This is a genomic window from Mycobacterium sp. SMC-21 (genome assembly GCF_045310825.1).
In the GTDB taxonomy this organism is placed as follows: domain Bacteria; phylum Actinomycetota; class Actinomycetes; order Mycobacteriales; family Mycobacteriaceae; genus Mycobacterium.
Map to the genome: position 1 here is coordinate 31,501 of NZ_JBJIAO010000040.1, position 13,610 is coordinate 45,110.

The window sequence follows — 13,610 nt, forward strand, 5'->3', positions numbered from 1 at the left end:
TCATCCCTGATTGCCCGTTCCCGTCGTTCTCGTGGTCATGCTCCGCAGTTGCCGCGCGGCCACCGACAGCGTCGCCAGGTCACGCACCTCGTCGCCCAGGATCTCGGTCAGCGTCCGGCGGGCCCGCATGACGCGCGAACTGTTGGTCGACGCCCACTCGTGAATCTTCTGTTCGCCGGTCTCGTCGATCTCCCCGACCGCCATCACGTCGACGCACAGCGACCGGATGGACCCGTAGATATCGTCGCGAATCGCCAAGCGCGCCAACGAATGCCAGCGGTCGTTGCGGCTGAGTTCGGATACCGCGGTGAGCAGGTTGTCGATGCCCAGATTGTCGGTCAGCGCGAAGTAGGTGTCGGCCACCTCGGCGGGCTCCCGCTCGGCGATGTCGGCGATGTCGATGACGTCGAGCAAGCTGTACTGGTACAGGCCGGTGGCCACCATGTAGGCCAGCTCCTGCGAGACGCCGGCGGCCTCGAACTGTGCGGCATCGGTCTCTGCGATGGCCTTGTCGTCGCCACGCAGCCACTGCGCCATCTGCGGGGTGAGCTCGGCGACCTTCGCCGCGAACCGGTTGGCCTCGGCGCCGACCGCCAGCGGCTGGGGCCGGTAGTTCAGCAGCCAGCGCCCGGCCCGGTCGATCAGGCGCCGCAGATCCAGCGTCATGCGGTCGGTGACATCCACCGGAACACCGGCCATGCCTGCCGCCCGGATGTTCCGCCACACCTCGTTGACCCGGAAGATCTTGTCCACCGCGACGTAACTGCGGACCGCGTCGACCGGTCCGACGCCGACATCCTCGGCGACGCGGTAGGCGTAGGTGATGCCGGCGGTGTCGACGAGGTCGTTCACCAGCATCGTGGTGATGATCTCCCGGCGCAGCTGGTGCGACCGGATGTCCGCGGTGAACCGGTCCCGTAACTCTTCGGGGAAGTAGTCCGGCAGCCGACCGGCGAACACCTCCTGGTCGGGCAGGTCACTGGCCAGCACGTCTTCCTTGAGCGCGAGCTTCACGTGCGCCATCAAGGTGGCCAGCTCGGGGGACGTCAGCCCCAACCCGGTCTCCATCCGCCGACGGATCTCCTTGTCCGACGGCAGCGCCTCCAGCTCGCGGTTGAGTCCGCGTTCTCTCGCCAGGTCACGGATCTGGGCGGCGTGCACCGGCAGCAGGCTGGCGGCGTTGGCGCGGCTGGTGCCCATCAGGTCGTTCTGCGACATGTTGTCGGCGAGCACCAGACGACCGACCTCGTCGGTCATCGACATCAGCAGGTCGGTGCGCTCGGCGGCCGCGACCTTGCCCGCGGTCACCAGGGCGTCGACCAGAATCTTGATGTTCACCTCGTGGTCGGAGCAGTCCACACCGGCCGAGTTGTCCATGGCGTCGGTGTTGATGTGGCCGCCGGCCAGATCGAATTCGATGCGACCGCGCTGCGTCACACCGAGGTTGCCGCCCTCACCAACCACCTTGGCGCGCACCTGATTTCCGTTGACCCGGATGGCGTCGTTGGCGCGGTCGCCGACGTCGGCGTCCGATTCGGTCTCGGCCTTGATGTAGGTGCCGATGCCGCCGTTCCAGAACAGGTCGACGGGCGCCAGCAGGATCGACTTCATCAGCGCCGGCGGCGTGAGCTCGGTGACGTCGGCGGCCAGGCCCAGCACCTCGCGCACCTGCGGGCTGATCGGGATCGACTTCTGGTCCCGGCTGTAGACGCCGCCACCCTCGCTGATGAGCGATTTGTCGTAGTCGTCCCAACTCGACCGGGGCAGCTTGAACATCCGGTCGCGTTCGACCCACGAACGGGCCGAGTCGGGGTTCGGGTCCAGGAAGATGTGCCGGTGGTCGAAAGCCGCCACCAGGCGAATGTGCTTGGACAGCAACATGCCGTTGCCGAACACGTCACCGCTCATGTCGCCGACGCCGACGACGGTGAAGTCCTGGGTCTGGGTGTCATGCCCCATCTCGCGGAAGTGCCGCTTGACCGACTCCCAGGCGCCCTTGGCGGTGATGCCCATGGCCTTGTGGTCGTAGCCCACCGAACCACCGGAGGCGAACGCGTCGCCCAGCCAGAAGCCGTACGACTTGGCGACGTCGTTGGCGATGTCGGAGAACGTCGCGGTGCCCTTGTCGGCGGCGACCACCAAGTAGGCGTCGTCGCCGTCGCGGCGCACCACCTGCGCCGGCGGCACGACGGCGCCGGTGGCCGTCTCGACGTTGTCGGTGACGTCGAGCAGCCCGGCGATGAACAGCCGGTAGCAGGCGACGCCCTCGTTGCGCAGGGCATCGCGATCTGCGGCCGCGTCACCGGTGGGCGCGGGCGGCGACTTCAGCACGAAGCCGCCCTTGGCGCCGACGGGGACGATGACGGCGTTCTTCACCGCCTGCGCCTTGACCAGGCCCAGGATTTCGGTGCGGAAGTCCTCCCGCCGGTCCGACCAGCGCAGGCCGCCGCGGGCCACGTTGCCGAACCGCAGGTGCACGCCTTCGACCCGCGGCGAGTACACGAAGATCTCGTATTTGGGCCTGGGCAGCGGCAATTCGTCGATGAGCTGCGGATTGAGCTTGAACGACAACGCGTTTCGCTCTCGGGCCGAGCCCTCGGCGGTGACGTAGTAGTTGGTCCGCAGCGTCGCCTGCACCAGGGCCGCGAAGGCCCGCAGCACCCGGTCGGTGTCCAGGCTCACCAGGGCGTCGATGTCCGCGGCAACGGCGGCCGCCGCCGTCTGGGCACGATCGGCCGCGTCGGCACCGGTCGGGTCGAAGACCGCCTCGAAGAGTTCGACGAGAGACTTCGCGGTGCCCGGGTTGTCGCGCAGCACCGTCTCGATGTGGTACTGGCTGTACGGAAAGCCGGCCTGCCGCAAGTACTTCGCGTAGGCCCGCAGGATCGTCACCTGCTGCCAGGTCAGGCCCGCGCCCAACACCAGCTCGTTGAACCGGTCGATCTCCACCTTGCCCTGCCAGATGGCGGTGACCGCGTCGGCGAAGCGGGTGGCGATGACTTCGCGTTCGGCTTCCGGGGCGTCGACGGTGGACTGGTGCCGGGAAATCTTGAACTGGTAGATCCACACCGGCACGCCGTCGGCGCGCACGACGTTGAACGGCTGCTCCTCCAGCACCACGACGCCCATGGACTGCAGCATCGGCAGCAGCTCGCTCAGCGAGGCCGACCGGCCGGCCAGGTACCAGGTGAGTTGGGCGGTGCCGTCATCGTCGGCCCCGGCTTCGGGATAGTCCAGCACCAGTTTGACGCTGTCGTCCTGCAGCTGATCGATGATGGTGATGGCCTCGATGGCACCGGTCGGCGTGAACGCCTGCTTGTAGACCTCGGGGAACGCCACCGCATAGTGCTCGGCCTCGGCGCGCGTGATGGTGCCCGGTGTGACAGCACCGATCAGCCGGTCGCCCCAGGTGCGCGCGGCCTCGGTCAGCAGACCCTGGATCCGGGTTTCGTTGGCGGCCGAGGTGTCGATACTCGCCGCGCTGGCGTTCTCGCCCAATCGGACCGTGAAATGCACGACGGCCCAAGGTGATTCACTGACCCGGGCGGTGTACTCGATGCTCTCGCCGCCGAGTTCGCGCACCAGGATGTCCTGCATGGCCAGCCGCACGTCGGTGGTGTACCGGTCGCGCGGCAGGTACACCAGGCACGAGACGAAGTGGGCCAGCTTGTCGGCGCGCAGGAACAACAGCGCACGCCGCCGCGAACCCAGGTCGATGACGGACTTCCCCATCGCGACGAGGTCGCGCGCGGTCAGGGAGAACAGCTCGGAGCGCGGCACGGTCTGGATGATGTCGAGCATCAGCTGGCCGGGCCGGCTCGGATCACCTTGCGACAGCGCCAGCGCCTCGTTGACGCGCCGCGAGATCAGTGGAATCTCGAGCACATTGGCATTGCCCGCCGTCACCGTGAACTGGCCGATGAAGCGGTGCTCGCGCGCGGGCCCGTTCGGTCCCGCGCTCTCGCGCACCACCACGATGTACGGGTAGGCGCCGTAGCGCAGGTAACTCGGCATGGTGGCCTGTGCCACCGCCAACAGTTCGTCGTCGCCCGCGAGCGGTGGCAGCACGTCGCTACGCAACTTGGCCACGCCCAGCCGCGTCGCCGGGTCCACCTGGGCCTGCCCGTTCTCCACGGTGCACTGCTGGTAGCCCAGCAGGACGAAGTGCCCGTCGGCGAGCCAGCGCAGCAAGGCCGCGACGTCGCGCCGGTCATAGCCGGGGAACCGGCCGTTGTGGTCGGCGTCGAGCGCGTTGGCCAGGCCGACGAGCGCGGCGTTCATCGCGGGCGTATCGAGTTGCACTGCACGGGTGTCGGTCAGGGCATGCGGCAACACAGCGGCCGCCTCGGCGACGGCCTTGCCGTCCCCCATGGTCGCCAGCTGCACGTGAATCCAGGTCTCGTCGACGCCGTCGGCCGGGGCGCTGGGGTCACCCGCCGGACCCATCGCGACGACCTCGCCCGCCGCGTCCCGCCGCACCCGGAACTCCGGACTCATGATCGCGGTGTAAGCGACACCGATGCGGTGCAGCAGCACCATCACCGAGTCCATCAGCAGCGCACTGTGATCGGTGACGATCTGCAGCGCCGGGCCGAAGCGGCCGGGATCGTCGGCGGCGTAGATCGCGACCAGCGTCTCCCCCGTCGACCGGCGATGACCGAGGCGATAATGCGCGGCCAGCAACTCCGGGGACACCCGGGTCGCCATCGCGACGTCGATCGGGGCGGTGACCCCACCGTCGGCCGGCGAACCGTCGTTGGGGCCGCGGTAGGTGAGCAGGTATGCCCGTGCGAGACCAGCGTTGCCGTCCGCACCGGCGGACCGCGTCGTACCGCTGAGTCCGCCCCGATTTTCCGTCATCCGACTTGCTCCTGACGTCGCGCCGTCGTGCCCCGATCGGCACGTACGTGCGACGTTAGTCGCGAGTCAGCTTGCGGTGGGTCACTCTGTGCGGACGCGCCGCTTCGATTCCAAGTCGTTCCACTTTGTTCTCTTCATAGGCACCGAAGTTGCCCTCGAACCAGAACCATTTGGCCTCGTCCTCGTCGTCACCTTCCCACGCGAGGATGTGGGTGCAGGTGCGGTCGAGGAACCAGCGGTCGTGGCTGATGACCACGGCGCAACCGGGGAATTGCTCGAGCGCGTTCTCCAGCGAAGACAGGGTCTCCACGTCCAGGTCGTTGGTCGGCTCGTCGAGCAGGATCAGGTTGCCGCCCTCTTTGAGGGTCAGCGCCAGGTTCAACCGGTTGCGCTCACCACCGGAGAGCACGCCGGCCGGCTTCTGCTGATCGGGTCCCTTGAAGCCGAACGCCGACACATAGGCCCGCGACGGGATCTCGTTCTGGCCGACCTCGATGTAGTCGAGCTTGTCGGAGACGACCTCCCAGACCGTCTTCTTCGGGTCGATGCCCGCGCGGCTCTGGTCGACGTACGACAGCTTGACCGTCTCGCCGACCTTCACGGTGCCGCCGTCCGGCTGCTCGAGGCCCACGATGGTTTTGAACAGCGTGGACTTACCCACACCGTTCGGGCCGATGACGCCGACGATGCCGTTACGCGGCAGGGTGAAGGACAGGTTCTCGATCAGGACGCGGTCGTCGAAACCCTTCTTCAGGTTGTCGACCTCCACCACGACGTTGCCCAGGCGCGGCGGCGTCGGAATCTGGATTTCCTCGAAGTCGAGCTTCCGCGTCTTCTCGGCCTCGGCGACCATCTCCTCGTAGCGTCCGAGGCGGGCCTTGTTCTTGGCCTGACGGGCCTTGGCACCGGAACGCACCCAGGCCAGCTCGTCCTTCAGCCGCTTCTGCAGCTTCTGGTCCTTCTTGCCCTGCACCTCGAGACGCTCGGCCTTCTTCTCCAGGTACGTGGAGTAGTTGCCCTCGTACGGGTAGGCGCGGCCGCGGTCGAGCTCGAGGATCCACTCGGCGACGTTGTCCAGGAAGTACCGGTCGTGGGTGACGGCGAGGATCGCGCCCTTGTAGTCGGCGAGGTGCTGTTCGAGCCAGTTCACGCTCTCGGCGTCGAGGTGGTTGGTGGGCTCGTCGAGCAGCAGCAGGTCGGGCTTGCTCAGCAGCAGCTTGCAGAGCGCGACGCGGCGGCGCTCACCACCGGAGAGGTGGGTGACGGGCTCGTCCGGCGGCGGGCAGCGCAGCGCGTCCATGGCCTGCTCCAGCTGGGAGTCGATGTCCCAGGCGTCGGCGGCGTCGAGCTCCTCCTGGAGCTTGCCCATCTCTTCCATGAGCTCGTCGGTGTAGTCGGTGGCCATCAGCTCGGCGACCTCGTTGTACCGGTTGAGCTTGGCCTTGACCGCCACGCCGGCCTCGACGTTCTCGCGCACCGTCTTGGTCTCGTCGAGTTCGGGCTCCTGCATGAGGATGCCGACCGTGGCGCCGGGCGCCAGGAAGGCGTCGCCGTTGTTGGCCTTGTCGATGCCGGCCATGATCTTCAGGACGCTGGACTTACCGGCGCCGTTGGGGCCGACGACACCGATCTTCGCGCCGGGCAGGAAGTTCAGGGTGACGTCGTCGAGGATGACCTTGTCGCCGTGCGCCTTACGGACCTTGCGCATCGTGTAGATGAATTCGGCCATGCCGTCGTCATGCCTTTCGTTGGCTGTTCGTCGTAGCGTTCTCGTCGCGCGCACCCCGACTCACTGGATCGGGCGCGGTCCCGCGAAAACTCGCTGACCATCCTAGGCAAGCCGCCAAATCGCCCGCTGGCGCGGTCGGGGCGCCGCCGCGTGGGGCGCCCCGACATTTGCCCTACGCCGACAGCACCAGCGCGTCCGAGTTCTCGGTCTCGGGCGGCTCCGAGGCCACCTGGGGCTGCTCCGGTTCGATCGGGCTCGGCCGCCGGGGATCGATCTTGACCTGGCAACGCGCCATGTCCGGACCGACGGACGTCGCCCTCACCTCCATCGATGACCGGCGGTTGCCCTCCTTGTCCAGGTACTCGTTGGTGAAGATGTAGCCGACGACCACCACCGGGTCGCCTTTGAACAACCGGCCTGCCACCCCGTCGGCCAGCCGGCCCCAGCAGTTGACCGTGACGTACAGCGAGTTGCCCGGCTCCCAGCCGTCGTCGGTCTTCTTCCGCGAATTGCTCGCCATCCGGAACGTCGCGAGGTTGCTCTCCCCGGCCCGGCGCGCGACGACGTCGGTGATCACGTTGCCGACCACGGTGAAGGGTGTCTCGAACATGTGCTTCTCCATCCATTTCGGTGTTGCCGGCGTTCTCGTCGGCCTGTGCGTCCATTGACCCGTCAGGCACCGACAAAAGAACCGGCGCCGCCCTCGGGGCGGCGCCGGTTGTGGATGAATCGCGAACTGTGGACAACCCGGGGTGGGACTCACCCGGCCCGGTTCACTCCGCCTCGATCGCCTTCTTGGACTTGCGCCGCTGCAGCTCACGGACATCGAACTTGATCCAGCCGATCGAGTCGACGGTCGCCATGTCCGCCAGGATCGCCCGCAGCTCGGCCAGGAATGCGGTGCGCCGCTCCTCCAGGTCGGGTGCCGCCTCCAGCAGTTTCTGGTCGGCCACCACCTGCCGCGCCGTCGTGAACAGCAGCGCCGACACCGACTCGTTGCTGCGGATCCGGCCCTGCGCGACGTACTGCCGGCCGACGCCGAGCGCCCTCTTGGTCAGGTCCTTCTCGCTGATGTCGGGCGGCGTGCCCCGCAACACGTCGGCGACCAGCTCGTAGGCCTCCAGGAACGGCCGCAGCATGGCGCCGGCGATGATCGGCCGTTTGGCCCGCAGCATCGCGTAGATGGCCTCGCCGCCCTCGGCCAGCTGCTGCTCACAGTTGTCCTGCCACGACATCTCTTCCAGGATGTGCTCGCGGAACGACGCCGAGTCGGCGAAGTAGAACTCGAACTTGAGCAGGTCGCGCAGCCGCATCACCTGGGCCCAGAACGCCCCCACCGGATCGGACTCCGCCTTTGCGGCGTGTGCCATGGCCAGCTCGACGATGGCGGTCTCGAGGAACGCGTCGATGGTCGTGTTGCGGTAGAACGCCGCCTCGTGCTCGTTCTCCGGCGCGATGTACCAGACCGGCTGGCGGCCGCTGTCCACCGCGGTCACCGGATGCCCGCCGGACATGGCGTCGAGCGTGGCCCGGACCCCCTCGGGGGTGCGGAGCCGCAGAACCGAGTTGGTCATCGGAATCTTCTTGCGCTCAAGGTAATCCAGCGCATCCTGCAGGGTGTGGTGCAACTGGTCGAGCGTCAGCGCCAGCCCGCGGGTGGTCAGCAGCAGTGCCGACACCAGAGCCGTGGCATTGATGGGCGTGGCCCGCAGGATGCGCCACGCCACCTCGAAAGCCATCTTCTGCAGCGCAAGGCGTTTGAGCGCGGGATCGGTGGCCACCGGACCGTCCGGCGGCCCCAGCTGTTCCCGCATCGACACCGCTTTGGGGAACCGCACATAGATCTTGCCGAAGTTCCGGTCGCCCTGTGCCTTGATGTAGTGGTACAGCCAGCTCAGGCCTTCGGGGGTCTTCTCACCGCCGCGGGCGTACGCGGCGTACTCGGCCGTCTCGTGCAACTGGTCGAAACTGATGGAGACGGGCTGCAGCAGGATGTCCTCGCTGCGGCCGTCGAGGTAGGCGTCGGCGACGTACGCCAGCAGACCGAGCTTGGGCGGCAACATCTTTCCGGTCCGGGAGCGCGTGCCTTCGATGGACCAGTTGAGATTGAAGCGCTTCTCCACGATGTACCCGACGTACTCCTTGAGGACGTACTTGTACAACGGGTCGCCGGCGATGTTGCGCCGGATGAAGATGACGCCGGAGTGCCGGAAGATCGGCCCCATCAGACCGAACGCCAGGTTGATGCCGGCGAAGGTGTGCACCGGCGGCAGGCGGTTCTCCTGCATCGCCACCGGGACGATCACGCCGTCGAGGTACGACCGGTGCGAGAACAGCAGCACGGCGGGGTGCAGCTCCAGCGCGTGCCGCATCGACTCGACCTGCTCGCGGTCGTAGTCCACGTTGGGGTCGAAACCCCGGCTGAAGATCGCGCGCCCGATCTTGGGGATGAAGTCGACGGAGAACCGGCTCCAGCCCGTCGACAGCTCGTCGAGCATCTCGCCGGCCTTCTCGACCGTCGCGCCCGGGATCTTCTCCAGGCCCTCCCGGAACCGGGCCGATGCCAGCACCTCGGGCTTGACCAGCCGGGGTGACTTGTATTCGGGCCCGAGCAGCCGCAACTCCACCCGCTCGATGGCGAGCTGTGCGCGGCGCAGCACGAATCGCGCGAATTCCCTTGGGTTTTCGGCGGTCGTGGTGTCTTTCCACTGCTGCCGCAGCTGGCCCACCGTGGCGGGCTCACCGGCCACCACCCGGGCCCGCAGCGGGTCCTTGCGCAGGATGCGGCGCTGCAGCAGCTCCGGCGGCCGGTACCGGTCGCGGCCGGAGATCAGCGAGACGATCTTGGAGCGCGTCGGCAGACCGGCGGGCACCCAGAACACTCGAACGGGAACCACCGAACGGCTTTCGTCGGCGCCGAGCAGTTCCACCAGCCGGGCCAGCGTGCCGGGCGACGGCTCGCCCTCGGTCGGCAGCCGGAGCACCTCGAGGCGGGTATCCGGATGCTGCTTGCGTTGATGGGCCAGCCAGTCGTTGAGCAGGTCCCACTCGGCCGCGGAGCCGACCGCGGTCAGCACCAGCGCGTCGTCCGTCGGGTCGAAGCTGGCGAGGTCGTCAGCGGTGTGCTTCACCGTCGGCCCTTGGCGCTGCGCGGCGCATCGCCGCTGTCGTCGGGCGAGTCCCCGGGTTCGGCCGGCGCCGCCGACCGGTGGTACAGCGGATTGTCGGGCACGCTGTCGTGCGGCCATTTTCGGAGGGTGTCGAGATAGAGCTGACGCACTTCCGCGATGCGCTCCGACAGATCGTCGAGCGTCCAGTCCTCGACCGAGATCGGCGGATAGACGACGACGTCGACCTTGCCCGCGTGGAAGGTCGACGAATCGCGCGCGGCGATCACCTCCGCGTTGCGGATCACGATCGGCACGACGGGGATACCAGCGGCCATGGCCATCCGGAACGGCCCCTTCTTGAACTCGCCGACCTCGGTGGTGTCCAGGCGGGTGCCCTCGGGTGCGATCAGGATCGAAAGGCCTTTACGGGCAAGCTCTTCCATCTTGTGCAGGCTCTCGATGGCCGAGGCGGGATCATCGCGGTCGATGAACGCGGCGTCCATCACCTTGCCGATGGTGCCCATGATCGGGTTGCTCTCGAGCTCCTTCTTGCCCACCGAGGTGAAGTTGTCGCTCACCAGGGCGCCGGCGATCATCGGGTCGGCCTGATTGCGGTGGTTGAAGATGAACACCGCGGGCCGTTGCGCCCGCAGGTTCTCCGCGCCGAGCACGTTGAGGTCGATGCCGAGCGTCGCCATCAGCGCCTTGCTCCACGCCGAGGTGAAGAAGTTGACGCCCGTGCGCCGGTTGCCGGTCAACAGGCCGAGCCCGAGGGCACCGGCGGCGACCGGTGCCAGCGACGCGATGCCGGCGAAGGTCCGCAGCTGCGCGATGGGACTGCTGCCACTGCGGCTGGAGAACTTCAGCACCGGCCAACCACGTTTGGCGGCAACAGATTCCAGCTTGGCAGCCGGGTTGGTGGGCCGGGGATTGCCGACCAGGTACATCAGCGCGACGTCTTCGTCACCGTCGGCGTAGAAGTAGCTCTTCGCCAGATCGACACCGTTGTTCGCCGCGAAATGCTGTGCGGCGTTGGCCTTTCCGGGGCCCCACAGCACCGGCCTGACGACCTCACCGGTGATGAGTCCGTCCTCGTCGGTCTCGAACTTGTTGCACAGCACGTTCTTGATGCCGAGGAAGTTCGCCACGGGTTCCACCTGGACCGTCAGCGCCGACGAGCTCAACACGACGGTGTGCCCGCGCGCCTGGTGCGCACGGACGAGCTCACGCATCTCGGGATAAATCCGCTTCTTGATGTGCTGGATGAACAACCGCTCGCCCAGCTCGTCGAGGTCGCTGAGCGAATTGCCGTTCAGCATCCGCGCGCCCCGGCCGATGAGGTCCTCGAACTCGGCGCGGCCCAGTTGGTGGTTCACCGCGGCCTGCACCATGCCGATGAATTCACCGACGCCCATCTGGCGGCGGCGCAACCGGTCCTGCGTCATGATCACGCCGGTGAACCCGGCCACCAGGGTGCCGTCCATGTCGAAGAACGCGCCGACCTCCGGCCCTTCGGGGCTGGCCAGAATCTCCGCCACCGAGCCCGGCAGCCGGGCGTTGCGGAACTCACCCGCGTAGTCGTCGTCCGAACTCATTGTGCGGCACCCCCGTTCACTGCCGACTCGGCCTGTTCGTCTGACAACTCGAACGACGCCGGAATGGCTCGGCCGTCCCCGCCGAGGGCCAGCACCTCGTTGAATCCGTCGAGCAGGCAGCGGGCCCACAGCTCGGGATCATTGATGGATGCCCGGTCATAGCGGGTGCTGATGGTGACCCAGCCGCTGCGGGAGATGAGCACCGCCATCATCGCGACGCCGGGCAGCGGACCGATTCCGTAGTGCCGCACCACTTTTGCGCCCGCGATGTACGTGTCGACCGGAGGACCGGGCACGTTGCTGGCCTGCACATCGGAATTGACCACCGAACCGGCCATGGATTCCAGCAGCGGATCCGGCACCAGGTTCAGCAGCGGCGCGACGACGCCCACGACCTCGATGGCGCGCTCCTCGCGCTTGCGGGTCATCTGGGCGCGCACCTTCTGGATGCGCTTGCGCGGGTCGACGACGCCGATGGGGGCGGCGATGTTCACGCCGGCAAATCTGTTGCCACCGGCGGGATCCGAGTCGGAGCGAACGTTCACCGGCACCGCCATGGGAAGCGACGCCACCGGGACGCCCTTGGCCTCGTGGTAGCGGCGCAGCGCGCCGCACAGCGCGGCGAGGTACGCATCGTTGATGGAGCCCTCGGCGGCCTTGGAGGCCTTGTGCAGATCGCTGAACTTGATGTCGATCGCCTCGCTGCGCGACGCCAGACCACGGCGCCGCAGCACCGGCGACGGCGGCGCCGCGGGCGTCATGACCCGCCGGCTCGAGCGGACGTAGTCGACCACCCCGCCGACCGCGTCGGCCGGATCCCGCACCATGCGCCCGAGCAGCCCCGCCGCGCCGCGGGTCACATCGAGCACGTTGTTGGCGATGCCCTTCGGCAGCGCGTTGATGCCTTGGCGCGCAAGGTCATTCGGCGACAGGTCTTCGGGGATCGGCAACGGCGCCGACGGCCTCGGCGCGGGATCCCGCTCGAGGTCGTAGAGGTTCGCGAACATCTCCATGCTGCCGACACCGTCGGTGACGGCGTGGCTCATGTGCACGATGTTGGCGGCCCCACCGCCCGGCAGCCCTTCGACCAACGTGGCCGTCCACAGCGGACGGGAGATGTCGAGCGGCGACTGCAGCGCCAGCTCGGCGAAATCGAAGACCTCGCGCAGCGTGCCCGCGCCCGGGGCACGCACGCGGCGCACGTGAAAATCCAGATTGAAGTCGGGATCGACGACCCAGCGCGCCGCCGCCGTCGGCAGGCTCGGCATCACGACCTTCTGCCGCAGGCGGATGGCCTTGCGGGACGCCTGCTCGAACCGCGCGCGGTACCGGTCCCAGTCCGGGGTGACGTCCAGCAGTTCGACGCCCATGATGCCGGACCGCGTGCGGGGATTGGCCTCCCCGCGATGCATCAACTGATCAACCGCACTCAACTCTTCGGGCAACCCGGCCGTGTCAAAGTCCGGCACGTCGCTCATGGCTGTCGCTCTCCTCCGTCGTTGCCCAGCGCTGGACCCTAACGCTAGTCCGCCGCCGGGGAGGGTGCGGGCAATACGGCTGTTGCCATGGCCACTGTGCAGAGGCGTCATCGGGCTACGGCGAGTGCGTTGCCTTCACATCTGCGCGGTTGCGTATCGTTTACGTGCCCCCGTGGCGCAATGGATAGCGCAGCGGATTTCTACTCCGTAGGTTGCAGGTTCGAGTCCTGTCGGGGGCGCTCACCCGTCTCGGCCTCGATGACCGTGCGCGACGGCGCCGTCCGCTCCCACAGCACCGCCCCGACGCACGCCGTGACGACCCAGCCGGCGCCACTGATGCCGCACCACGTGAGCAGCGCCATCGCCACGCCGATCGGCCCGAAGTCGTCCCACCCGCGTAGCAGCGGCGGGAAGATCATCCGGGCGGCCAGCGGCAGGATGGTGCCCTCGATGACGACGCCCGCCAACCCCGCGAGCAGCAGCGCACGCCAGGCGCGGCCGCCGTCGCGCACGAGGAGCGCCGGGGTGATCGTCCAGAAGATCCAGACCGGGATCAGCGACACGGCGAAGAGCAGAATCTGACTCCACCCGTGGTGCTCGGCACCGAACGCGATCCGTTCCCGGACCCCGATCATCGTCAGATACAGGACGAACCACGTCACGCCGCGCCACAGCTTGCCGCCCCAGCCGAACGGTTCGCGGCGCCAGGCCTTGGCAAAGATGCCGGCAATGGTCATCGACATCGGGATGCCCCACACCAGGGGCCTTGCCCCCATGTAGTGGACACGGGATTTGTGGTTACGCGGCTACTGGCAGCGTAGCCGGTGTTAGGGTCCTT

General features: G+C 67.7%; 7 protein-coding genes and 1 tRNA gene. 2 read left to right on the top strand and 6 right to left on the bottom strand.

Going from position 1 to position 13,610, the window contains the following annotated elements:
* The 6 genes from ACJH6H_RS25360 to ACJH6H_RS25385 form a co-directional block, all read right to left on the bottom strand.
* The gene (locus tag ACJH6H_RS25360) at positions 1 to 4,860 is read right to left on the bottom strand and encodes an NAD-glutamate dehydrogenase (RefSeq protein WP_061005997.1); all 4,860 of its coding nucleotides are present in this window, start codon (positions 4,858 to 4,860) and stop codon (positions 1 to 3) included.
* Between the two features lie 55 nt (positions 4,861 to 4,915).
* On the bottom strand, positions 4,916 to 6,589 hold the full coding sequence (gene ettA / locus ACJH6H_RS25365) for an energy-dependent translational throttle protein EttA (protein WP_061005999.1): 1,674 nt from the start codon (positions 6,587 to 6,589) through the stop codon (positions 4,916 to 4,918).
* Positions 6,590 to 6,761: 172 nt separating this feature from the next.
* Positions 6,762 to 7,199, bottom strand: a complete 438-nt coding sequence (locus ACJH6H_RS25370; RefSeq protein WP_061006009.1) for a single-stranded DNA-binding protein — start codon at positions 7,197 to 7,199, stop codon at positions 6,762 to 6,764.
* Positions 7,200 to 7,362: 163 nt separating this feature from the next.
* Positions 7,363 to 9,720, bottom strand: coding sequence for a glycerol-3-phosphate 1-O-acyltransferase (locus ACJH6H_RS25375; RefSeq protein WP_061006001.1), 2,358 nt, complete (start codon positions 9,718 to 9,720; stop codon positions 7,363 to 7,365).
* Positions 9,717 to 11,294, bottom strand: a complete 1,578-nt coding sequence (locus ACJH6H_RS25380) for an HAD-IB family hydrolase (protein ID WP_406776066.1) — start codon at positions 11,292 to 11,294, stop codon at positions 9,717 to 9,719. The genes ACJH6H_RS25375 and ACJH6H_RS25380 overlap by 4 nt, the downstream gene beginning before the upstream one ends.
* Positions 11,291 to 12,772 carry a wax ester/triacylglycerol synthase family O-acyltransferase gene (locus ACJH6H_RS25385; RefSeq protein WP_406776067.1) on the bottom strand — a complete coding sequence of 494 codons (1,482 nt, stop codon included), beginning with the start codon at positions 12,770 to 12,772 and terminating at the stop codon, positions 11,291 to 11,293. The genes ACJH6H_RS25380 and ACJH6H_RS25385 overlap by 4 nt, the downstream gene beginning before the upstream one ends.
* 166 nt (positions 12,773 to 12,938) lie before the next feature.
* Here ACJH6H_RS25385 and ACJH6H_RS25390 point away from each other — a divergent pair.
* Positions 12,939 to 13,011: transfer RNA gene (locus ACJH6H_RS25390), tRNA-Arg, on the top strand.
* Positions 13,012 to 13,030: 19 nt separating this feature from the next.
* Positions 13,031 to 13,354: a hypothetical protein gene (locus tag ACJH6H_RS25395; protein ID WP_346414333.1), complete on the top strand. Its 324-nt coding sequence runs from the start codon at positions 13,031 to 13,033 to the stop codon at positions 13,352 to 13,354.
* Positions 13,355 to 13,610: the final 256 nt, after the last annotated feature.

Bases quoted from the DNA above. Each gene is read 5' to 3' on its own strand.
- ACJH6H_RS25385 (WP_406776067.1), bottom strand. From the start codon at position 12,772: ATGAGCGACGTGCCGGACTTTGACACGGCCGGGTTGCCCGAAGAGTTG.
- ACJH6H_RS25395 (WP_346414333.1), top strand. From the start codon at position 13,031: ATGACCGTGCGCGACGGCGCCGTCCGCTCCCACAGCACCGCCCCGACG.
- ACJH6H_RS25380 (WP_406776066.1), bottom strand. From the start codon at position 11,294: ATGAGTTCGGACGACGACTACGCGGGTGAGTTCCGCAACGCCCGGCTG.
- ACJH6H_RS25370 (WP_061006009.1), bottom strand. From the start codon at position 7,199: ATGTTCGAGACACCCTTCACCGTGGTCGGCAACGTGATCACCGACGTC.
- ettA (WP_061005999.1), bottom strand. From the start codon at position 6,589: ATGGCCGAATTCATCTACACGATGCGCAAGGTCCGTAAGGCGCACGGC.
- ACJH6H_RS25360 (WP_061005997.1), bottom strand. From the start codon at position 4,860: ATGACGGAAAATCGGGGCGGACTCAGCGGTACGACGCGGTCCGCCGGT.